Source organism: Streptomyces sp. NPDC097129 (assembly GCF_055668065.1).
On sequence record NZ_JBVOQE010000001.1, the window covers coordinates 760,440 to 781,120 of the forward strand.

Sequence of the window (20,681 nt, forward strand, 5' to 3'; positions counted from 1 at the left end):
GAATCCGTCCGATCGGTGGTCTGGAGGGCGAGGAGGGTGCTTGATGCAGGCCGAACTGGAGGACCGGTTCCATGAGTTCGTCTCGGCCAGGTGGTCACACCTGGTGCGGACCGCGTATCTGCTCACCGGCGACGCACACCACGCCGAGGATCTGACGCAGACGGCGCTGGCGAAGGCGTACCGGTCGTGGCGGCGCGTGGTGCGCAGCGACAACCCGGAGGCGTACGTCCGCCGGATGCTCGTCAGCTGCAACAGCGACCGCTTCCGCAAACGGCGGGTGAGCGAGTCGCTGACGTCGGCGCCGCCCGAGCGGGCGGGCCGGGACGACGTGGCGTGGTCCGACGAGCGGGGTGCGCTGATGACGGCGCTGGCCGGACTGCCGCCCCGGCAGCGGGCGGTGGTCGTCATGCGGTACTGGGAGGACCTGTCGGAGGCGGAGGTCGCCGAGGTGCTCGGCTGCTCGCCGGGCACGGTCAAGAGCCAGGCGTCCAAGGGACTGGCGAAGTTGCGTACGTATCCGGGGCTGATGGAGTTCGCCGACGGGGCCGGCGGGCGAGGAGGCGGCAGGTGAGCGGGGAACGGCACGGGCAGGACGGCGACTTCGAGGAGCGGCTGCGGCGGCTCCTCGCGCAGGACGCCTTTGAGGTGCGGCCGGCGCCGGCGCCGTATCCGCAGATCCGGCGGCAGGGCGCGCTGGAGCGGCGGCGGCGGGTGGCGGCGGCCGGGGCGGCGCTGGTGGTGCTGACGGCGCTGCCGGTGGGCGCGTACGCGCTGGGCGGCGACGGCCCGGGGAAGGCGGACACGGCGGCGACGCGTCCCTCGGCCTCGGCGCCGGTGAGCCCGGCGCCGGCCCGGTCGCCGAAGCCGTCGGGTCCGGCGGAGCCCGCCGATGCCGGGCGGCAGCTGCTCGACGGGATCACCTTCGCGCAGGCGGCGCACGGGCTGGACCAGTGCCTCGCCTACGACCGGGAGAACAACAGGACGCTGCGGGGTCCGGCACGCGGCCCCGGGCTGGGGAAGGCCGCCGACTACCGGATCATCCTGGCAATGGACTCCACGGGCGACTCCAACGCTCCGGGCGACGGCATGTTCGTCGTCGCCGTGAAGGATGGGGCCCAGCCGACGCGGGTGATCTGCAACATCAGGGACGGCAGGGCGCAGGGCCTGAACGTCAGCGGCGGCGGCGTCGGCGCGGACGGCTCCGCTCCCGTCTCGGCCGACATCAACGGCGGCAAGCTGTACCAGCAGTCCTTCCTCGACAAGGGCCACTGGAAGCTGCCGTTCCGCTGGGGCTTCATCGGCACGGTCAAACCGTCGGTGGCCCGGGTGACGGTATCGTACGGCGGCGGCAGCAGTGAGGCCGTGCTGGACCACGGCTGGCTCGTGGCCTCGGGCACGCTGCACCGCCAGGTCACCGAGGCCCCGCACCTCCAGGGCTACGACGCCGCCGGGAAGCTCGTCTACGACTCGGACCGCGACCCGGCGTACGAGAAGACGCTGCCGTAGTCCGCCCCGGTACGGTCGGGCGGGAGGGACGAGGGCGCGGGCCGCGGCCTCGTCCGCCGCAGCGTCCCAGAGAGCCGCAGATGACCGTGCCCGCCCCGCTGACCGGTGTCGTTCCGCCCGTGTGCACGCCACTGACCGAGGAGCGGGAGGTGGACGTGGACTCGCTGCTGCGGCTGGTCGACCACCTGGTGTCGGGCGGGGTGCACGCCCTGTTCGTGCTCGGCTCGACCTCGGAGGCCGCGTATCTGACGGACCGGCAGCGGCGGCTGGTCGTGGAGAGCGTCGTGCGGCACGTGGGCGGTGAGCTGCCGGTGCTGGCCGGGGCGATCGACATGACGACGGCGAGGGTGCTGGACCAGGTGGCCGCGGTGGTGGCGGCGGGCGCGGACGCGGTCGTGGTCACCGCGCCGTTCTACGCCCGTACCCACCCGGCCGAGATCGAGCGCCACTACCGGGCCGTCGCCGCGGGCAGCCCGGTCCCGGTCCTGGCGTACGACATCCCGGTGTCCGTCCCGGCCAGGCCGCCCGCCGACGTCGTCCTGCGGCTGGCCGCCGACGGGGTGCTGGCCGGGGTGAAGGACTCCAGCGGCGACCTGGCCGGCTTCCGGGAGATCGTCATCGGCGCCCGCGCCCACCCCGGTTTCAGCGTGCTCACCGGCTCCGAGCTGATCGTCGACGCCGCGCTGGCCGTCGGCGCGCACGGCGCGGTCCCGGGTCTGGCCAACGTCGACCCGCACGGCTACGTCCGCCTGGACCGGCTGTGCCGGGCCGGTGAGCGGGAGCGGGCCCGGCTGGAACAGGAGCGGCTCGCGGCCCTGTTCGGCCTGGTCCGCGCCGGCGACCCGGCCCGCATGGGCGCCGGCTCCTCGGCCCTGGGCGCCTTCAAGGCGGCCCTGCACCTGCGCGGCGTGATCGCCTGCCCGGCGACGGCACAGCCGCAGATCCCGCTGTCGCCGCAGGAGGTGCGGACGGTGGAACGGCACCTGGTGGCGGCGGGGCTGCTCTGAGCCACCGCGCCACTGCTGCGTCAGGACGGCGTGCGCGCCGCCTCCAGCAGGCGGGTGACGTCCTGCGCGCACAGGGTCAGCGCGGCGCCCACGGTGGCGAGGGTGTCGCGCTCGGCCGGGATGTAGGGGCCGTCGGCCAGCGCGATGCGGGCGCCGGTGAGCAGGATCGATTCGCGGCCGACGCAGGCCAGGTGCGCAGCGAGCGGGTCGAGGGCCTCGTGCAGCTCTATGCCGAGCCCGGGGCCGCAGGTGCGGTCCGGGTGGAGCCGGCCGGTGTCCTCCTCGATCGCCTCGACGAGCGCGGCGAGCTGTTCCTCGGTGCAGTCCGGGAAGCCGGCGGCGCGCACGGCCGTGGCGGCGGTCTCCAGGGCCGTACGGGAGGAGGTGCCGCCCGCGCAGAGCACGGCGACGGCGACGGTGTGGACGGCGTCGCGCAGCATCGCGGAGAAACGGGTGGTGGTGGGGTGGTCGAGGACGTCCGTGCCGAAGTGGCGGTGGCAGGCGGCGCACTCGACGACCGGCCCGGACGCGCCGCGCGGCAGGACGGGCAGGCCGAGCAGGGTGAGCCGGCGCCGGCCGGTCAGACGCTGGTAGTTGCGGTCGCCGCCACAGCCGGGGCAGAAGAACTCGCCGTCGCCGACGGGCGTCCAGGCGATGCGGGTGCCCAGGATGCGCACGAACGCGCCGTCATGGCCGTTGTGTCCCCGAACTGGCAGCACGTCGCACCTCCGTAACCCCACGGCAACATCGCCGAGCGCTTGCGTGATGTTAGCCACATCCATGAGGCTGAGTCAGCACCCCGGACGAGACCTTCCCGTGACCTGTGGGCGAGTTGGCGCGAAAACGACGGGGCCCCGGCCGCCGTTCCCGGCGGTCGGGGCCCGAAAACTCCCTGTCAGGAGGATCAGCGCGCGGCGCGGTTGACGGCGGAGACGACCGCCTTCAGCGACGCACGCGTCGTGTTCGCGTCGATGCCGATCCCCCACAGGACCTTGTCACCGATCGCGCATTCGATGTAGGAGGCGGCCTGCGCGGAGGCGCCCTCGCTCATCGTGTGCTCCTGGTAGTCCAGCAGGCGTACGTCCAGGCCCAGGCCTTCCAGAGCGTTGAAGAAGGCCGAGATCGGACCGTTGCCGGAGCCGGTCAGCACGGTGTCGGCGCCGTCGACCGTCGCCTCGACGGTGAGCGTGTCCACGCCGTCGGTGTCGGTCGTCGACTGGCCGGTCCTGACCTGGATGCGGCCCCAGGGGTTCTCCGGGTTCGGCAGGTACTCGTCCTGGAAGACCGCCCAGATCTCCTTCGGCGTGATCTCGCCGCCCTCGGCGTCCGTCTTCGCCTGGATGATCTTCGAGAACTCGATCTGCATCCGGCGCGGCAGGTCCAGCTTGTGGTCGTTCTTCAGGACGTAGGAGATACCGCCCTTGCCGGACTGCGAGTTGACGCGGATGACCGCCTCGTAGGAACGGCCGACATCCTTGGGGTCGATGGGCAGGTACGGCACCGCCCACTCGATGTCGTCGACGGTGACGCCCTTGGCCTTGGCGTCGGCCTCCATGGCGTCGAAGCCCTTCTTGATGGCGTCCTGGTGGGAGCCGGAGAAGGACGTGTAGACCAGGTCGCCCACGTACGGGTGGCGCGGGTGGACCTCCATCTGGTTGCAGTACTCCCACGTGCGACGGATCTCGTCGATGTCGGAGAAGTCGATCTGCGGGTCGACGCCCTGCGAGAACAGGTTCATGCCCAGAGTGACCAGGTCGACGTTGCCGGTGCGCTCGCCCTGCCCGAACAGGCAGCCCTCGACGCGGTCGGCGCCGGCCATGACCGCCAGCTCGGCCGCCGCCACGGCCGTGCCGCGGTCGTTGTGCGGGTGCACGGACAGGCAGACGTACTCGCGGCGGGACAGGTTGCGGTGCATCCACTCGAACCGGTCCGCGTGCGTGGACGGCGTCGAACGCTCCACGGTGGCGGGCAGGTTGAGGATGATCTCGCGGCCCGGGCCCGGCTGGTAGACGTCCATGACCGCCTCGCAGACCTCGAGGGCGAAGTCCAGCTCGGTGTCGGTGAAGATCTCCGGGCTGTACTGGTAGCCGAACTCGGTCTCGGGGCCCAGCAGTTTCTCGGCGTACTCCATCACCAGGCGGGTGCCGTCGACGGCGATCTGCTTGATGTCGTCCTTGGAGCCGCGGAAGACGACCCGGCGGAAGACCGGGGCGGTGGCGTTGTACAGGTGGACGGTGGCGCGCCTGGCGCCCTTCAGCGACTCCACGGTCCGCTCGATCAGGTCCTCGCGGGCCTGGGTCAGTACGGAGATCGTGACGTCGTCGGGGATCGCGCCCTCTTCCTCGATGATCGAGCGCACGAAGTCGAAGTCGGTCTGGCCGGAGGCGGGGAAGCCGACCTCGATCTCCTTGTAGCCCATCTTGACCAGCTGGTCGAACATCCGGCGCTTGCGCTCGGGCGTCATCGGGTCGATCAGGGACTGGTTGCCGTCCCGCAGGTCGGTGGACAGCCACCTGGGGGCCGCGGTGATCCGCTGCTGAGGCCAGGTGCGGTCGGCGATGTCGACCTGCTCGTAACCGCGGTACTTGTGGATCGGCATCGGGCTGGGCTGCTGGCGGTTCGCCATGACGCGTGGGCTCCTCGAGTGTGCGGGAAAGTCCCGGTGTCCGGAAGGACGGCCGACGACGCAACACCAAGCTCCGCGGGGAGGGAGTCGGCCTCGACTACAGGCCCTCGCCGCGGCAGCTAAGAAGGAGCAGCCCGAAACGCATGATGCTCCGCATGCTAGCCCGAGCCGCCCCCGGGATGAGGGCCTGTCCCAGTATGCGGGACCGGCACCACAAATAGGACAAAAAGTGCGCTGCACCACACCGCCCGCACGGCCGGCCGCGCAGCCGTAGCACAGCGTGACATCGAACCGTGCCCGCTGTCCCGGTATTTCACCAATCATGGTGGCAGCTAGTGACACCGTCATCACTCAGTGCAAAGGTGCGGTGCATGACGACACACGGGGGCCGTCGGCCCGTCTTCTGCACGATCGTCCCGCCCCACGTCCTCGACCGGCTCGCCCGCAACGAGGACCCCGCGCTCTCCGGACCGGCCCGCCGCTCCCTGGAGCACGACGCCCTGCAGCGCACCAGGCGGCGCCTGACGACGGTGATCGGCGCACCGGCCGTCGCCGCGCCGGCCGGCGCACCGGCCGACCAGCCGCACCGCACGATCTACGACGCCGGGCACACCCAGGACCTGCCCGGCACCAAGGTCCGCGAGGAAGGCGCCGAGCCCGGCTCCGACGCCACCGTCAACCGCGCCTACGCGGGCCTCGGCGCCACCTTCGAGCTGTACCTGAAGGCGTACGGCCGGCACTCCATCGACGACCACGGGCTGCCGCTGGACGCCACCGTGCACTTCGGCGAGGGCTACGACAACGCCTTCTGGAACGGCGAACAGATGGTCTTCGGCGACGGCGACAACGAGGTCTTCCTCGACTTCACCATCCCGGTCGACGTCATCGGCCACGAGCTCACCCACGGCGTCACACAGCACACCGCGAACCTGGAGTACTTCGGGCAGTCCGGCGCGCTGAACGAGTCGCTGTCCGACGTGTTCGGCTCGCTGATCAAGCAGTACTCGCTCGGCCAGACCGCCGCCGAGGCCGACTGGCTGATCGGCGCCGGCCTGCTGGCCCCGCGCGTCACGGGCATGGCCCTGCGCTCGATGAAGGCCCCGGGCACGGCGTACGACGACGACGCCCTCGGCAAGGACCCGCAGCCGGGCACGATGGACGGCTATGTGCGCACCGGCCGCGACAACGGCGGCGTGCACATCAACTCCGGCATCCCCAACCACGCCTTCTACCTCGCCGCCACGGCCCTCGGCGGCCACGCCTGGGAGAAGGCGGGCCAGGTCTGGTACGACGTGCTGACCGGCGGCGAGCTGAAGGAGGACGCCCTGTTCGCCGACTTCGCCACGCTCACCGTGAAGGCGGCCCGGGAGCGCTACGGCGCCGGGGACGAACTCCAGGCCGTGCAGAAGGCGTGGGAACAGGTCGGGGTGCGCACGCTGTAGACCGGCCGGGGTGCGCACGCCGTGGTCCGGCCGGGAATCGGGCCCTGCGGCCGGGCCGGGGTGCGCACGCCGTCGTTCCGTACTAGACAGTCCCCCATGCGTATTCAAGTGCGGCGCACGGGCGGTTTCGCGGGCATCGAGCGGCACGGCGAGGTGGACACCGCGGGCCGCCCCGACGCGGCCGAGTGGCACACCCTGGCCGAACGGGCACTGGCCGCGGGCGGGGCCGCCCCGCCCGCCGGGGTGCCCGACGGCTTCCGCTACCGCATCACCGTGGAGGGCACGACGGTGTACGCCGCCGACCCCCACCTCACCGAGGAACAGCGCACGCTGATCTCACGGGTACTGAAGGAGGGGGCCTAGGACTCCTCCGGCACGGCGTGGAAGTGGCGGAAGAAGAGTTCCGAGTTGTCCGCCCGGACGCCCACGCCGCCGGGGGACGCGAGGGGGCCCGGGGTGCGGTCGTCGGCGGTCAGCACGGTGCGGTCGTCGATCCGCAGCTCCAGCCGGACGCCGCCGAGGTGGTTCACAGCGCTCGCGGTGACCTTGTGCCAGCCGTCGTAGGCGAAGGCGTGGCGGCCCTCGGCCACGGTCGCGTAGTCGCCGCCGTCGACGGACCGGGCGTCGTGGGCGGGCACCTTCCTCTTGATCACCACGGAGCCGTCGCGGCGCCGGAAGCTGAGCGCGTACAGCTCCTCCGGGCCGTGGTACCGCAGCCAGAGATGGCCGCCGTCCCAGTCCCGGGCGGGCGTGCGCGGCGTCGTGACGGGCCGGCGCAGACGCACCCAGGTGGTGACGGACACCGATCCGAAGTCCCGGCGCCGGCTGACGAGGCGGAAAACGGCGGAATCGGTGGTGTGCGCGGAGTCCGGCCCGGTGTCTCCCGCGTCCGGCGTCCCGGTCCAGCCGTCCCCGCCCGAGGCGAAGAGCGAGCCGCTGGTGACCACCCAGTCCCCGGAGACGCGCACGTCGGCGGCGCGCGGATGCCGGAAGGCGTACTCGTTCGTCACCAGCCCGTCGGCGCCCAGGACCGGAGCGAACGGGGCCGGCGCGTGCCCGAGCGCGCGGTCCAGGAGAACCGCGCCGGTCACCGTGACGCAAGCCGAGACCGCGAGACCGCCCCCGAGCAGGGCCCGACGGGAGACCCGCAAGCCACCGGCCGCCCGCGGACTCCCGGCCGGTGTGCCGGTCACGGGCTCACCTGTGGGGTGACCCGCAGGTCGCCGACGGTGGGCCAGGAGTGCCGGGTCATGTCCCGGTACGCGGAGTAGGCCACGCCGCCGGTCTCCGACCGGGCCATGAGCGTCATGCGCACGGAGCCGTCCACGGCGATGCGCGTCGCGTTCCCGGTCACGGTGACGGACACCCGGTGGCTGTCCCCGGGGGTGAGCGAACGGGTGCCGACGAGTTGCTGGTTGTCCGCGTCGCCGGACAGGACGTTCAGCCGGTCCGGGCCGACCTGAACGCAGATGGCCAGCGCACTGCCCACCCTGACCCAGACCGCTCCGCTGACGCCCGGGCCGGACAGCCGCCGTACCGTGCCGGTCACGGTGTAACCGGTCCATCCGCGGGCGCGCTCCGGCTGGTAGGCGCCGTATGCGGAGAGCGTACGGCCGGTGGGTTCGATCACGGTGCGTGAGACGCGGAACGGGGCGGGCACGCCGGGCGCGCTGAGCCACTGCGCCGCGGGATCCATCAGGTCGGAGCCCGACACGCTCTGCCGGGGGCCCGAGCCCGCGAGGGCACCGGTGAGCTGACGGACGGTGAGGGCGGTGAACCGGGGCCAGTCGGCGCCCGGCCGGTTGATGCCCACCCTGATGCCGATGCCGCCGGTGATGTCGGCCGCGGCCAGGCGGGACGTGCGGCGCAGGGTGACGGTGCCGTCGACCCGCACGGTGGTTGTCTGTCCCTGCACGGTGATGCGCAGGTGGTGGGTGCGCGCCGCGGGGAGTCTGGCTTCACCGACGTGCTCGCCGTCGACGGAGAGCAGCAGGGTCCCCTGGCTCACGCTGACCGTGACCGGTTCCCGGCTGCCGCCGCGGACCTGCACGGCGCCCTGGTTGGTGCCGTCGCCCAGGCCGCCGAGGGCGGCGTCCACCTGGTAGCCGGTCCAGTCGACGCTGCTCATGGCCCGGTAGTCGGCGGCGGCGTACCGGGCCGCGCCGGCGGGCGGGGGGCCGTCCCCGGTCAGCGCACCGATGCCGGACTGGCCGGTCCCGTCGTCGCGGCCCCACAGTTCCGGGTGGGAGAGCGGAGCCGGCTCCGAGGGGGCGACCTGGGTCCACTGCGCGATCTGGGTCATCAACGACGTCAGCCGGGTGCTGCGCACCACCTCCAGACGCTGCACCTGCCGGGCCGCGGCGGCACGGCGGCTAGCCGTGAGCGGCCGGGAGGAGTCGTTGGTCAGCGTGGCGGTGAAGTACTGCTCCATCAGGGCCTGCAGGGTGGGACCGGGGCTCGGGACGTTGACCTTCTCGGTCGCCTCCGAGAAGGGGTAGGCGAAGACCTGGGGCTTCGGCAGCCGGTGCTCGGCGAAGTCGGCGATCGACTGCTCGATGTCCTGCGTGACCCGGTGCTCGTACTCCTTGCGGGTCTCCAGCCGGAGCTGCTCCGCGAGCCACAGACGGTTGGCCAGCATGGAGGCCGTGTGTCCCGCGGCGTCCACGGCGGCCCGCAGATGCAGGTCGTGCGTGTGGTCCTGGAAGTCCCAGCGCCCCGAGGCGGCCATGCGCTGGATCTCGTTCCAGGACAGGTAGTAGGGACGCCGGTCGACGCGGCCGGTGATGAGGAAGACGCTGCCGTGCATGTGGTGCCGGGCCAGAATCCGGTCACCGTACACCCACAGGCCGTTGGGGCCGTCGTCGAAGGTGATGTACACCGAACGGGGCGGCGCGGGGCCGCCCTTGAGGTAGTCCACGAACTCGTCCGTGGTCAGACTGCGGTAGCCGGCCTGCTCCAGCGCGGCCATCTGGGCTTCGAAGTCCTGCGGAGTGACCACGTAGGAACTGTTGTTGTGACCGATGTCGTGGTAGGCGAGCACGACCGGGGCCGAGGTGGCGGGCAGGCTCTTCACCGTCGCCGACCACGCGGCGGTGTCGGCGGACGACAGGTCCACCGCGGCGGTGTCCACCTGGGTGCTCATGTACTTCTGGTACAGGTAGAACTCGGTCGCGGCGTAGAACGGCAGGGCGAGCACGGCCAGGGCGAGGAGCACCAGGCCGGCCCTCGCGGCGTAGTGCCCCGGCCCCCGGCGCGGGCGGCGCCGCGTGGTGGACGGCGCCGTGAAGGACTCGTGGCGCGTCACGGCAGGATGCTTCCTCTCGTCAGCACGATCAGGTAGGCGCCGCACACCACGGCGGAGGTCAGCAGCGCGGCGAGCAGCCGCAGCAGCAGGCGGAAACCGGTCATCAGTTGTCCCCCCGGGCCCAGACGCCGCGCCGGATGGTGGCGAAGGAGTACGGCAGCAGCCAGGCCAGGACGAGCGCGGAGAGCAGGCTCATCAGGGGGCGGTAGCGCCAGCGGCCGTCACCCGGATTGTCGATCTTGAAGGCCAGCCCCCAGACGCAGCCCTTGAGGATCACTCCGCACAGGTACAGCAGGGTGAGGAAGGCAGCGCCGTGCAGCGGGGCCCACAGCAGGTGCCGGAACGCCATCACGGGCGCGGCGACGACCCACAGGGCGTGCCCGTAGTAGAGCGCGGCCGGGCCGAGGCCGCGGCGCCACATGAACGAGCCGGTGAAGAACAGGTTCCGGATGAAGCTCTTCTTCCAGCGGATCTGCTGCTTCATGAAGGGCTTGAAGCGGGCCGGGACGTTCGTCCACACCTTCGCGGACTGCACGTACCCGATCCTCCAGGCACGCTCCGGGTAGTCCTGGGCGGTGATGAACGGGGAGTCGGCGTAGCGCCGCTTGAGTGCGCCGCCCTTCCAGCGCTGGCCCAGGACGTAGCCGGTCAGCTGCCGGTCGGTGGCGAAGCGGAAGGGCGCGCCGAGGAAGCGGTCACCGGCCCAGGCGGGCAGGTAGTTGTAGATCGCGTCGCGCCGGAAGACGGCCAGCGGACCGGACACGCACGTCACCGAGCCGAAGGTGGACTCGGCGGCCTTCGCGACCCGGAACTGGCCCTCGTACCAGACGTCCTGCGCCTTGGTGAAGAAGGTGTGCGCCGCGTTCAGCGCCCTGGCGTGACCGCTGGCCGCGCCCAGTTCCGGGTGGGTGACCAGCGCGCGGACGCAGCGGGCCAGCGCGTCCGGGGCGAGGATGCAGTCGGAGTCGGTGAAGGCGATGACGTCACCGTCGGCGATCTCGCAGGCGCGCACGAGGGCGTGCTTCTTGCCGACGTTCTTCTCCAGGTAGACGACCGTGATGCCGAGCTCGGCCTCGAGACGGCGCAGAACGTCCCGGGTGCCGTCCTCGGAGAGGTCGTCGACCACGATGACCTGCAGGTCCGGGTAGTCGCTGCCGGCCATGGAGCGCACGCAGTCCTCGATGCACTCCTCCTCGTCCTTGACCGCCAGCAGGAAGGAGACGCGGGGCACGGAGGGCAGGGAGGGGAAGGAGGCGAGGTCCTTCGGCCGCGGGCGGCGCCTGAGCAGCCGCTCCGACGGGTCGTCGTAGCGGCTGTAGGCGATGTAGAGCATGGCGATGGTGCCGATGAGGACCGTGAAGCCGTAGCCCAGCACCAGCGGGCTCTGCGCGAGCCGCGGCGCTTCCCGGCCGAGGATCAGCAGCATGGGCAGCAGGCACACCAGCGTCAGGACCCGCCGGGCGGCGTGCCGGATCGCAGGGTCCTGCCGGTCCAGGGCGCGCCGCAGGAAGCCGGGCCGGTGCCGCCGGGCCGAACGCAGCCGGGGCAACGGCACCGGCGCGGCGGTGGGACGGGACGGGCCGGGGTGCGACGGGGTGAGCACGGCCACCGGTCCGTCCAGGGCCGCCCCGCCGGTCCCGGCATCGCCGTACGGCGGGACGCGGCCCGGGGTGTACGACGCGTGGGGGCCGGAGGGGTACGGCGCCTGGGGGCCGGAGGGGTACGGCGTCTGGGGGGCGCGTTCGGCGGTCCGGTCCCCGAACGCCTGGTCGACGTAGGCCAGGGCGTCACCGTTCTCGGCCCAGCCGGGACCGTATGCCTGATGGGGGATCACGCCCGGAGTCATGCCCGGAGTCATGCCCGGGACCATCCCCGGGGCCGTGTCCTCATACGACCGCTCGCCACCCGGCGGGCGGTGGTAGCCGCTGCTCACACAACCGCCTTGCTGGGTATGGAGTCGAGTCGGTAGGTGGCGTCCAGCACCAGCGGCTGACCGGCGAGCCAGCCGAGGTCCACCCCGGGGTGCACGGTGTGCACCAGCACGAGGTCCCACTCCTCGGCGCCGGGCTCGACGACACCGGTGTGCACGGCCGGGCCCAGTCGCAGCGAGGGCACCAGCGGGTCGGAGAACGCCATCTTCGCGCCGTCGGCGGCGAGTTCCTCCATGATCTCCAGCGCCGGGGACTCCCGCAGGTCGGCGACGCCGGGCTTGTAGGCGATGCCGACGACGAGGATGCGGGCGCCCGAGACGGACCTGCCGCGGTCGGCCAGGATCTCCCGGACCCGCTGTACGACGCGCCGCGGGCGGCCGGCGATGGCGGTCATGGCGGCGTCGATCAGGGGCGAGGACACCCGGCGCGCCCGCAGCTGCCACAGCAGGTAGTGCGGGTCGCAGGGTATGCAGTGCCCGCCGACGCCGGGACCGGGGTAGAACGGCATGAAGCCGTACGGCTTGGTGGCGGCCGCCTCGATGATCGGCAGCGGCTCCAGGCCCAGCACCCGGCAGTCCTCGGCGAACTCGTTGGCCAGCGCGATGTTGACCGCGCGGAAGGTGTTCTCCCACAGCTTGGTCATCTCGGCCTGTTCGGCGGACGGCATGAGGTGGACGGAGGGCGCCGTGCGCTCCAGGACGGCCATGGCGAGCCGGTTGGTCAGCTCGTTCGTACCGCCGACCACCCGCGGCGTGCGGTCCTGCGCGTGGTGGGCGTTGCCCGGGTCGATGCGCTCGGGCGAGAAGGCCACGTACACGTCGGCGCCCACCCGGAACCCGCGGGCGGTCAGCGGCTCGACCAGCAGCTCGCGGGTGGTGCCCACGTAGGTGGTGGAGGTCAGCATGATCAGCTGACCCGGCACGGCGTGCGCCACCACGGAGGCGCAGGCGGCGGACAGCGCCGTCAGATCGGGCACCAGGTGGCGGTCGACGGGGGTCGGCACGCAGATGACCACGGTGCGGGCCCGCTGGAGGGCCGCGGGGTCCGCGGTCAGGGTGAAGCGGGGGTCCTCGACGCGGGCGGTGAGGCGGTCGTGGTCGCTCGGCAGGAGGTCGACCGCCCGGTCACGAATGGCGTCCAGCCGCGCCTCGCTGACGTCGACGCCGATCACCTCGTTGCCCGCGGCGAGCAGGGCGAGAGCGGTGGGGAGACCTACGTATCCCAGACCCACGACGGCGACGGGAGCGGCAGCGAGCTCGGCAGGGGTCGGCGGGCGGGTCTCCGGTGCCGAGCGCGCGGGCAAGAGAAGTTCCATGACTCTCCGTGAACAAGAAGGGGACGGCAGACGGCTCTGTCGCACAGCGCCACCGGTGCGCAGGTGATGCGCACCCAGCGGGTAAGGGAGGGAGCCGTGTCCGCGGCAGACAGATGGAGGGGTTCGTGACCTCGTCCGGGCGATTCCCGCGGCAGGACGTTGAAGCGGAAACTACGCCGCCGTCTGTCTTTCATCAAACGTCAGACAGAGACCAACTTGGCCGTTTTTAAAGGGAAATGCGGAGGCAAGTCGGCTGCAAGATGCCGCGCTTGCCACAGAAGGCCCCATTTCCCCATGGGGAGATCATTAACATCCTGCGATCATCACGTGATGGGTGTGAAGGATTTGTGGACCTGGTTACCGAGGGACACAGCACGAAAGCCGGCAGGACCTGTCACCGCGGGGCCGGTGAAGGCCCGGCAGGCGGAGGGGAGTTCCTGGCCCGGAGCGCGGGGGGAGGTCACTGCCCGGGGCGCGGGCCGCTGGGGGAAGGTCACTCGGGACGAGGACAGGAACACATCGCTGCGAGCGGGGCGCGGATGCGGGGCATTCCACTGGGGAAGCGCGGGGGTTGGAGCGACCGCGAGGGTGCCGGGGTGGAACCTCTGACGGGGGTCCGGGACAGGCCCCGGGGCGAGGCCCGATGACAAAACCCGCCGGAACCCCGGAGCGAGGCCCGATGACAAAACCCGCCGGGACCGCGGGAGAAGCCCCGTTGCGGAATCCCGCGGGGGTTCGGTGCGCAGTCCCGTGCCGTGGCCTCCTGGCCGGCTGACGCGGTGGGTGGGCGGGAAGCACCCCGGAGTCCGGGGCGGAGCCCCGCGGCGGGGGCTCCCTGGCCAGCAGGCAGCCCCCGAGGTCCATGGCGCCGCGGCTCAGGGCCGGTGGCCCGGAGCCGTACGACGAGCGGAGCCGGGCGTCAGAAGCCCAGTTTGCGCAGCTGCTTCGGGTCGCGCTGCCAGTCCTTCGCGACCTTCACGTGCAGGTCGAGGTAGACCGGCGTGCCCAGCAGCGCCTCGATCTGGCGCCGGGACTTGATGCCGACCTCCTTCAGCCGCTTGCCCTTGGGGCCGATGATGATCCCCTTCTGGCTGGGCCGTTCGATGTAGACGTTGGCGTGGATGTCCAGCAGGGGCCGGTCCGCGGGGCGGTCCTCGCGCGGGAGCATCTCCTCCACGACCACGGCGATGGAGTGCGGCAGTTCGTCGCGGACGCCTTCCAGGGCCGCCTCGCGGATCAGCTCCGCCACCATCACCTGCTCGGGCTCGTCCGTCAGGTCGCCCTCGGGGTAGAGCGCCGGCCCCTCCGGCAGCAGGGGGATCAGCAGATCCGCCAGCAGATCCACCTGCCGGCCGGCGGTCGCGGACACCGGCACGATCTCCGCCCACTCGATGCCCAGCTCCTTGCCGAGCTGGTCGATCGCGATCAGCTGTTCGGCCAGGGCCTTGGAGTCGACCAGGTCGGTCTTGGTGACGATCGCGACCTTCGGGGACTTCTTGATCCCGGCCAGCTCCTTGGCGATGAACCGGTCACCGGGCCCGATCTTCTCGTTCGCCGGCAGACAGAAGCCGATCACGTCGACCTCGGCCCACGTCGTGCGGACGACGTCGTTGAGCCGCTCGCCGAGCAGCGTGCGCGGTTTGTGCAGCCCCGGGGTGTCCACGAGGATCAGCTGGGCGTCCGGCCGGTGCACGATGCCCCGTACCGTGTGCCGCGTCGTCTGGGGCTGGTCCGCGGTGATCGCCACCTTCTGCCCGACCAGAGCGTTCGTGAGGGTGGACTTGCCCGCGTTGGGGCGGCCCACGAAGCAGGCGAAGCCGGCGCGGTGGACGGTCTCGCCCGGCTGCTCGGATGACTGGGTGCGAACGCTCATGGCGTTCATTGTCCCTGATCCACGAACCCCCGCCGTACCGGTCCACGCCCCCCGCCCCCACGGTGAGCTTCCGGTAACGCTCCGGCAATGAAACGTCACGGAAACACACCCGTACACGACCGGAAACGCATCCGGGTCACCCTCTGACGCAGCCCCCACCCCCGTTGGAGACCCCGTGACCCTCGCCGCCGCCCACGTGAACACCGGCGACACCGCGTGGCTGCTCGCCGCGACCGCCCTCGTCCTGCTGATGACCCCGGGCCTGGCCCTGTTCTACGGCGGCATGGTCCGCGCGAAGAGCGTCCTCAACATGCTGATGATGAGCTTCGTGTCGATCGCCCTGGTCACGGTGGTCTGGCTGGCGGCCGGCTACTCGCTGGCCTTCGGCGACGACGCCTTCGGGGGCCTCATCGGCGGCCTCGGGCAGGCCGGGATGCGCGGCCTCGGCCCGGACAGCGTCCATGGCACCGTCCCCACCGTCCTCTTCGCCACCTTCCAGCTCACCTTCGCGATCATCACGGCCGCGCTGATCAGCGGCGCGGTCGCGGACCGGGCGAAGTTCGGCGCCTGGCTGGTCTTCGTGCCCCTGTGGGCGCTGCTCGTATACGTTCCCGTCACCCACTGGGTGTGGGGCCCGGGCGGCTGGATAGCGAACGGACTCGGCGCCCTCGACTTCGCCGGCGGCCTCCCCGTGGAGATCACCTCCGGTGCCTCCGGCCTCGCCCTGTGCCTGGTCCTGGGCCCGCGCCTCGGCTTCAAGAAGGACGCCATGCGGCCGCACAACCTGCCCATGGTGGTGCTCGGCGCCGGGCTGCTGTGGTTCGGCTGGTTCGGATTCAACGCCGGCTCCGCGCTCGGCGCGAACGGCCTCGCCGCCGCCGCGTTCCTCAACACCCTCGCCGCCGGCTGCACCGGCCTGCTCGGCTGGCTCTTCGTCGAGCAGAAGAGGGACGGGCACCCCACCACCCTCGGCGCCGCCTCCGGCGCGGTCGCCGGCCTCGTCGCGATCACCCCGTCCTGCGGCACGGTCTCGCTGCTCGGCGCGCTCGTCGTCGGCCTCGCCGCCGGTGTGGTCTGCAGTTACGCGGTGAGCTGGAAGTTCAAGCTGAACTACGACGACTCCCTGGACGTCGTCGGCGTCCACCTGGTCGGGGGGATCATCGGCACACTGCTGATCGGCCTGTTCGCCGAGAAGGCGATGACCGGAGGCGCCGAGGGCCTCCTCTACGGCGGCGGACTCGCCCCGCTCGGCAAGCAGCTCGTCGCCGTGGCCGTCGTGGCGGGATACGCGTTCGCGGTGACGTACGGCCTGGGCAAGGCGATCGACAAGGTCGTGGGCCTGCGGGCGAGCGAGGAGCAGGAGCACACCGGCCTGGACCTTACGGTGCACGCGGAGACGGCATACGATCACGGCGTCCTGGGCCACGGCGCCCCGGTCGCCCACTCGCTCGTCCCCACCGCCCAGAAGGTCACCCCCCAGGCATGAAGCTCATCACCGCGATCGTCAAGCCCTACCGCCTCGACGAGGTCAAGACCGCGCTCCAGGAGCTGGGCATCCAGGGCCTGACCGTGAGCGAGGCCAGCGGCTACGGCCGCCAGCGCGGGCACACGGAGGTGTACCGGGGCGCCGAGTACCAGATCGACCTGGTGCCCAAGGTCCGTATCGAGGTCGTCGTCGAGGACACGCTGGCCGAGGACGTCATCGACGCGATCGTGCGCGCCGCGCAGACCGGCAAGATCGGCGACGGCAAGGTGTGGGCGCTGCCCGTCGACACGGTCGTCCGGGTCCGCACGGGCGAGCGCGGACCCGACGCCCTGTAGGACTGCCTCAGCCCGCGGAGCCTGTCCCGGCCCGTCTCAGCCCGCGGAGACGGTCTGACGCACCTCGCCGTCCGGGCCGGCCAGCAGCACCGGCGTCCCGGCCCCGCCGAGGTCGCGTACGGCGGCGAGGTCCTCCGCGTTCGCGGACTCCGCCTCCGTCACCACCGCCGCCGCCTCCAGCGACTTCGCGCCGGACGCCACCGCCATGGCGACGGCCGTGCGCAGCGCGCTCAGCTTCAGCGAGTCCAGCGCCACGGTCCCGGCGACATACGTGCGGCCGGTGTCGTCGCGGACGGCGGCCCCCTCCGGCACGCCGTTGCGGGCGCGGGCCGAACGGGCCAGGGTGACGATCTTGCGGTCCTCGGCGTCGAGCGCGTTGCTGTCGGTCATGACCCGAGCATACGAACAACCCCGCCCGTCATCCGGCCACGGGGTACACCGTCCCGCGCCGGCCCTCCGGGGAGGCCGACCATTCCACGGCCCTAGGCGCGGTCCAGACGCAGTCGTTCCGCTTTCGGGAGGCCGGCGACCACCAGATCGTAGGAGTGCTCGACGAGTTCACGGATCAGAGGGTCCGGGAGGTCGCCGTCCACCGTGACCGTGTTCCAGTGGCGTTTGTTCATGTGCCAGCCGGGCACGATCAGCCCCTCGTGCTCGCGGCGCAGCCGGATCGCGTCCTCCGGGTCGCACTTGAGGTTGATCGTCAGGGGCCGCGCGTCCAGCTGGGTCAGCGCGAACATCTTGCCCAGCACCTTGAACACCGAGACGTCGGGGCGGAACGGGAAGTCCTCCACGACGGCGTTGAACGACAGGCACAGCGCGCGCAGTTCCTCGGGGGTCACTCCGGCTCCTCCTCGCCGTCGGGCTCGCCGGCCGGGGTGACCGGCTCGACCAGCACCGTGACGATCTTGTTGCGCCGTCCGGCGGCGGACTCGGCCGTCAGCCGCAGCTTGCGTCCGTCGGGCAGCTCGACCACCGCGGAGGCGCCGGCGATGGGCACCCGGCCGAGGGCCTTGGCGAGCAGCCCGCCGACGGTCTCCACGTCCTCGTCGTCGAAGGCCTCCAGGCCGTACAGCTCGCCCAGGTCGCCGATGTCGAGGCGCGCGGTGACCCGGAACCGGTCCGCGCCCAGCTCCTCCACGGGCGGCAGTTCCCGGTCGTACTCGTCGGTGATCTCGCCGACGATCTCCTCGAGGATGTCCTCGATGGTGACGATGCCGGCCGTGCCGCCGTACTCGTCGATGACGACGGCGACGTGGTTGCGTTCCTTCTGCATCTCCCGCAGCAGGTCGCCCGCGTTCTTGGTGTCCGGGACGAACACCGCCGGGCGCATCGCCGTGGAGACCAGCTCGCTCTCGGCGTCCCGGTTGATGTGCGTCTTGCGGGTCAGGTCCTTGAGGTACACGATCCCGACGATGTCGTCCTCGCTCTCGCCGGTGACCGGGATGCGGGAGAACCCGGAGCGCAGGGCGAGGGTGAGGGCCTGCCGGATCGTCTTGTACCGCTCGATGGTGACCAGGTCGGTGCGCGGCACCATGACCTCGCGCACGAGCGTGTCGCCCAGCTCGAACACCGAGTGCACCATGCGCCGTTCGTCGGCCTCGATCAGCGACTCGGCCTCGGCGAGGTCGACCAGCGCGCGCAGCTCCGCCTCCGAGGCGAACGGGCCGCGGCGGAAGCCCCGGCCGGGGGTGAGCGCGTTGCCGATGAGGATCAGCAGCGACGGGATCGGGCCCATGATCCGGGCCAGCGGCAGCAGCACGTACGCCGCCGCCGTCGCGGTGTTCAGCGGGTGCTGACGGCCGATGGTGCGCGGGGAGACCCCGACGGCGACGTACGACACCAGCACCATCACGGCGATGGCGACGAGCAGCGCGGCGGCGGTGCTCGTGAACTCCTGGAGGCAGGCGTAGGTGACCAGCGCGGCGGCGGCCATCTCACAGGTGACGCGGACCAGCAGCGCCACATTGAGGTAGCGGGTGGGGTCGGCGGCGATCTGGGCGAGCTTGGCGCTGCCGCGGCGGCCGGACTTGACGGCTTCCTCGGCGCGGAAGCTGGAGACCCGCGCCAGGCCCGCCTCCGCGCAGGCGGCGAGCCAGGCGACGACGACCAGGGCGATCGCGCCGAGCACGAGTTGCGGACTCATGGGACTACGACACAGTGGGCGCCGGGGACGGCCCGGTCAGGCCCCGCTCGGCCCGCCAGCCGTCCACGATCGCCGCCTGCAGGCCGAACATCTCGGCCTTCTCGTCGGGTTCCTCGTGGTCGTAGCCCAGCAGGTGCAGCACCCCGTGGACGGTGAGCAGCTGGAGCTCCTCGTCCATGGAGTGCCGCGTCGGCGCGTCGGCGCCCTGCTGGGCGGCGACCTCCGGGCACAGCACGATGTCGCCGAGCAGGCCCTGCGGGGGCTCGTCGTCGTCCTTGGACGGCGGCCGCAGCTCGTCCATCGGGAAGGACATGACATCGGTGGGCCCGGGCAGGTCCATCCACTGCACATGGAGCTGCTCCATGGCGTCGGCGTCCACGACGATCACCGAGAGCTCGGAGAGCGGGTGGATGCGCATCCGTGCGAGCGCGTAGCGGGCGATGTCGAGGATCGCCTGCTCGTCGACCTCGGTTCCGGATTCGTTGTTGACGTCGATCGACATGGTGCTGTGTGTGTCTACTTCCCCTTGTGCCCGGACTTGCCCCGGCCGGCCTTGGGCCCGCCGTTCTCGGTGCCGTGCTGGCTGTCGTACTGCTCGTACGCGTCGACGATACGGCCGACCAGCTTGTGCCGGACGACATCCTGCGACGAGAGGCGGGAGAAGTGGACGTCCTCGACGCCCTCCAGGATCTCCTGGACCTGACGCAGACCGGACTTCTGCCCGTTGGGCAGGTCGACCTGGGTCACGTCACCCGTGATCACGATCTTCGAATCGAAGCCGAGGCGGGTGAGGAACATCTTCATCTGCTCGGGCGAGGTGTTCTGCGCCTCGTCGAGAATGATGAAGGCGTCATTCAGGGTCCTTCCCCGCATGTACGCCAGCGGGGCGACCTCGATCGTGCCGGCGGCCATCAGCCGGGGGATGGAGTCGGGGTCGAGCATGTCGTGCAGCGCGTCGTACAGCGGGCGCAGGTAGGGGTCGATCTTCTCGTAGAGCGTGCCCGGCAGGAAGCCGAGCCGCTCACCGGCCTCGACGGCGGGGCGGGTGAGGATGATCCGGTTGACCTGCTTGGACTGCAGGGCCTGCACGGCCTTGGCCATGGCGAGGTACGTCTTGCCCGTGCCGGCGGGGCCGATGCCGAAGACGATCGTGTGCTTGTCGATCGCGTCGACGTACCGCTTCTGGTTGAGGGTCTTGGGGCGGATGGTGCGGCCGCGGGAGGACAGGATGTTCTGCGTGAGGACCTGGGCCGGGGTCTCCGGGCCGTCGCTCGTGCCGTTGTCGCTGGCCTTGAGCATGGCGATCGAGCGTTCCACGGCGTCCTCCGTCATCGGCTGCCCGGTGCGCAGCACCAGCAACATCTCTTCCAGCACACGCGAGATGAGGGCGACGTCGACGGGGTCGCCGGCCGCGCTGATCTCGTTTCCCCGGACGTGGATGTCGGCCGCCGGGAAGGCCTTCTCGATCACACGCAGCAGGGAGTCGCCGGAGCCCAGAACGGTCACCATGGGGTGCTGGGCGGGGACGGTGAACTGTGCCTTCGCCTGCCCCTGCGCGGGGGTGTGAGCTGTGGGTGTCTCAGTCATGGGCCGGCGCGGAGCGCCTCGCGGTTCCTCCTCGTCACGGCCGCATGGCTTCGAGCGGCCTCGCGATTCCAAGGGTACGACGCGGGGGTGACATCACCGAAAGGCTTTTCGCCTGCGGCGAGG

19 protein-coding genes are annotated in these 20,681 nt (G+C 71.6%); 7 read left to right on the top strand and 12 right to left on the bottom strand.

The genetic code is table 11. The annotated features are described in order from the left end of the window. Positions 1 to 43 precede the first annotated feature (43 nt). The 3 genes from AC0B9F_RS03425 (at position 44) to AC0B9F_RS03435 (ending at position 2,513) form a co-directional block, all read left to right on the top strand. Entirely contained in the window at positions 44 to 571 is a 528-nt protein-coding gene (locus tag AC0B9F_RS03425; RefSeq protein WP_471998533.1) for a SigE family RNA polymerase sigma factor, read from the top strand. Then, positions 568 to 1,506 (top strand): hypothetical protein, encoded by a 939-nt coding sequence (locus tag AC0B9F_RS03430; protein ID WP_471998534.1) that lies wholly within the window; start codon positions 568 to 570, stop codon positions 1,504 to 1,506. Before AC0B9F_RS03425 ends, AC0B9F_RS03430 begins: the two co-directional genes overlap by 4 nt. An 80-nt stretch (positions 1,507 to 1,586) precedes the next feature. Beyond that, positions 1,587 to 2,513, top strand: a complete 927-nt coding sequence (locus AC0B9F_RS03435; protein WP_471998535.1) for a dihydrodipicolinate synthase family protein — start codon at positions 1,587 to 1,589, stop codon at positions 2,511 to 2,513. A 20-nt stretch (positions 2,514 to 2,533) separates the two neighbouring features. On the opposite strand, the gene AC0B9F_RS03440 is transcribed toward AC0B9F_RS03435, so the two are convergent. Then, positions 2,534 to 3,232 carry a TerB family tellurite resistance protein gene (locus tag AC0B9F_RS03440; RefSeq protein WP_471998536.1) on the bottom strand — a complete coding sequence of 233 codons (699 nt, stop codon included), beginning with the start codon at positions 3,230 to 3,232 and terminating at the stop codon, positions 2,534 to 2,536. Between the two features lie 185 nt (positions 3,233 to 3,417). Further along, entirely contained in the window at positions 3,418 to 5,139 is a 1,722-nt protein-coding gene (gene leuA / locus AC0B9F_RS03445) for a 2-isopropylmalate synthase (RefSeq protein ID WP_471998537.1), read from the bottom strand. A 371-nt stretch (positions 5,140 to 5,510) separates the two neighbouring features. Between leuA and AC0B9F_RS03450 the strand changes: the two genes are divergently transcribed. Together AC0B9F_RS03450 and AC0B9F_RS03455 are read left to right on the top strand one after the other, a co-directional pair. Beyond that, positions 5,511 to 6,581, top strand: coding sequence for a M4 family metallopeptidase (locus tag AC0B9F_RS03450; RefSeq protein WP_471998538.1), 1,071 nt, complete (start codon positions 5,511 to 5,513; stop codon positions 6,579 to 6,581). Positions 6,582 to 6,677: 96 nt separating this feature from the next. Then, positions 6,678 to 6,944, top strand: a complete 267-nt coding sequence (locus tag AC0B9F_RS03455) for a protealysin inhibitor emfourin (protein WP_471998539.1) — start codon at positions 6,678 to 6,680, stop codon at positions 6,942 to 6,944. Here AC0B9F_RS03455 and AC0B9F_RS03460 read toward each other — a convergent pair. From AC0B9F_RS03460 to era, 5 genes are all read right to left on the bottom strand, one after another. Beyond that, a complete protein-coding gene (locus tag AC0B9F_RS03460; protein WP_471998540.1) occupies positions 6,941 to 7,774 on the bottom strand; it encodes a hypothetical protein in 834 nt (277 codons plus the stop codon). The genes AC0B9F_RS03455 and AC0B9F_RS03460 overlap by 4 nt on opposite strands. Further along, positions 7,771 to 9,885, bottom strand: coding sequence for a polysaccharide deacetylase family protein (locus AC0B9F_RS03465; protein WP_471998541.1), 2,115 nt, complete (start codon positions 9,883 to 9,885; stop codon positions 7,771 to 7,773). The genes AC0B9F_RS03460 and AC0B9F_RS03465 overlap by 4 nt, the downstream gene beginning before the upstream one ends. Positions 9,886 to 9,988: 103 nt before the next feature. Then, on the bottom strand, positions 9,989 to 11,743 hold the full coding sequence (locus AC0B9F_RS03470; protein WP_471998542.1) for a glycosyltransferase family 2 protein: 1,755 nt from the start codon (positions 11,741 to 11,743) through the stop codon (positions 9,989 to 9,991). 71 nt (positions 11,744 to 11,814) lie between these two features. After that, positions 11,815 to 13,131, bottom strand: a complete 1,317-nt coding sequence (locus tag AC0B9F_RS03475; RefSeq protein WP_471998543.1) for a nucleotide sugar dehydrogenase — start codon at positions 13,129 to 13,131, stop codon at positions 11,815 to 11,817. 919 nt (positions 13,132 to 14,050) lie between these two features. Next, positions 14,051 to 15,004 (bottom strand): GTPase Era, encoded by a 954-nt coding sequence (gene era / locus AC0B9F_RS03480; RefSeq protein WP_471998544.1) that lies wholly within the window; start codon positions 15,002 to 15,004, stop codon positions 14,051 to 14,053. A 175-nt stretch (positions 15,005 to 15,179) separates the two neighbouring features. On the opposite strand from era, the gene AC0B9F_RS03485 reads away from it, so the two are divergent. Together AC0B9F_RS03485 and AC0B9F_RS03490 are read left to right on the top strand one after the other, a co-directional pair. Further along, a complete protein-coding gene (locus AC0B9F_RS03485; RefSeq protein ID WP_471998545.1) occupies positions 15,180 to 16,490 on the top strand; it encodes an ammonium transporter in 1,311 nt (436 codons plus the stop codon). Next, positions 16,487 to 16,825, top strand: a complete 339-nt coding sequence (locus tag AC0B9F_RS03490; protein ID WP_471998546.1) for a P-II family nitrogen regulator — start codon at positions 16,487 to 16,489, stop codon at positions 16,823 to 16,825. The genes AC0B9F_RS03485 and AC0B9F_RS03490 overlap by 4 nt, the downstream gene beginning before the upstream one ends. A gap of 36 nt (positions 16,826 to 16,861) precedes the next feature. Here AC0B9F_RS03490 and AC0B9F_RS03495 read toward each other — a convergent pair whose 3' ends face one another. The 5 genes from AC0B9F_RS03495 to AC0B9F_RS03515 form a co-directional block, all read right to left on the bottom strand. After that, on the bottom strand, positions 16,862 to 17,215 hold the full coding sequence (locus tag AC0B9F_RS03495; protein ID WP_471998547.1) for a cytidine deaminase: 354 nt from the start codon (positions 17,213 to 17,215) through the stop codon (positions 16,862 to 16,864). A 92-nt stretch (positions 17,216 to 17,307) separates the two neighbouring features. After that, on the bottom strand, positions 17,308 to 17,667 hold the full coding sequence (locus AC0B9F_RS03500; RefSeq protein WP_471998548.1) for an MmcQ/YjbR family DNA-binding protein: 360 nt from the start codon (positions 17,665 to 17,667) through the stop codon (positions 17,308 to 17,310). Continuing rightward, positions 17,664 to 18,971 (bottom strand): hemolysin family protein, encoded by a 1,308-nt coding sequence (locus AC0B9F_RS03505; RefSeq protein WP_471998549.1) that lies wholly within the window; start codon positions 18,969 to 18,971, stop codon positions 17,664 to 17,666. Before AC0B9F_RS03505 ends, AC0B9F_RS03500 begins: the two co-directional genes overlap by 4 nt. Before the next feature lie 4 nt (positions 18,972 to 18,975). After that, positions 18,976 to 19,473: an rRNA maturation RNase YbeY gene (ybeY, locus tag AC0B9F_RS03510; RefSeq protein WP_471998550.1), complete on the bottom strand. Its 498-nt coding sequence runs from the start codon at positions 19,471 to 19,473 to the stop codon at positions 18,976 to 18,978. Between the two features lie 14 nt (positions 19,474 to 19,487). Beyond that, positions 19,488 to 20,558 carry a PhoH family protein gene (locus AC0B9F_RS03515; protein ID WP_471998551.1) on the bottom strand — a complete coding sequence of 357 codons (1,071 nt, stop codon included), beginning with the start codon at positions 20,556 to 20,558 and terminating at the stop codon, positions 19,488 to 19,490. Between the last annotated feature and the right edge of the window lie 123 nt (positions 20,559 to 20,681).

What these genes read in the sequence shown, in the direction of transcription:
- AC0B9F_RS03425 (WP_471998533.1), top strand. Translation starts at nt 44, where the DNA reads ATGCAGGCCGAACTGGAGGACCGGTTCCATGAGTTCGTCTCGGCCAGG.
- AC0B9F_RS03435 (WP_471998535.1), top strand. Translation starts at nt 1,587, where the DNA reads ATGACCGTGCCCGCCCCGCTGACCGGTGTCGTTCCGCCCGTGTGCACG.
- leuA (WP_471998537.1), bottom strand. Translation starts at nt 5,139, where the DNA reads ATGGCGAACCGCCAGCAGCCCAGCCCGATGCCGATCCACAAGTACCGC.
- AC0B9F_RS03450 (WP_471998538.1), top strand. Translation starts at nt 5,511, where the DNA reads ATGACGACACACGGGGGCCGTCGGCCCGTCTTCTGCACGATCGTCCCG.
- AC0B9F_RS03455 (WP_471998539.1), top strand. Translation starts at nt 6,678, where the DNA reads ATGCGTATTCAAGTGCGGCGCACGGGCGGTTTCGCGGGCATCGAGCGG.
- AC0B9F_RS03470 (WP_471998542.1), bottom strand. Translation starts at nt 11,743, where the DNA reads ATGACTCCGGGCATGACTCCGGGCGTGATCCCCCATCAGGCATACGGT.
- AC0B9F_RS03475 (WP_471998543.1), bottom strand. Translation starts at nt 13,131, where the DNA reads ATGGAACTTCTCTTGCCCGCGCGCTCGGCACCGGAGACCCGCCCGCCG.
- era (WP_471998544.1), bottom strand. Translation starts at nt 15,004, where the DNA reads ATGAGCGTTCGCACCCAGTCATCCGAGCAGCCGGGCGAGACCGTCCAC.
- AC0B9F_RS03490 (WP_471998546.1), top strand. Translation starts at nt 16,487, where the DNA reads ATGAAGCTCATCACCGCGATCGTCAAGCCCTACCGCCTCGACGAGGTC.
- AC0B9F_RS03495 (WP_471998547.1), bottom strand. Translation starts at nt 17,215, where the DNA reads ATGACCGACAGCAACGCGCTCGACGCCGAGGACCGCAAGATCGTCACC.
- AC0B9F_RS03505 (WP_471998549.1), bottom strand. Translation starts at nt 18,971, where the DNA reads ATGAGTCCGCAACTCGTGCTCGGCGCGATCGCCCTGGTCGTCGTCGCC.
- ybeY (WP_471998550.1), bottom strand. Translation starts at nt 19,473, where the DNA reads ATGTCGATCGACGTCAACAACGAATCCGGAACCGAGGTCGACGAGCAG.
- AC0B9F_RS03515 (WP_471998551.1), bottom strand. Translation starts at nt 20,558, where the DNA reads ATGACTGAGACACCCACAGCTCACACCCCCGCGCAGGGGCAGGCGAAG.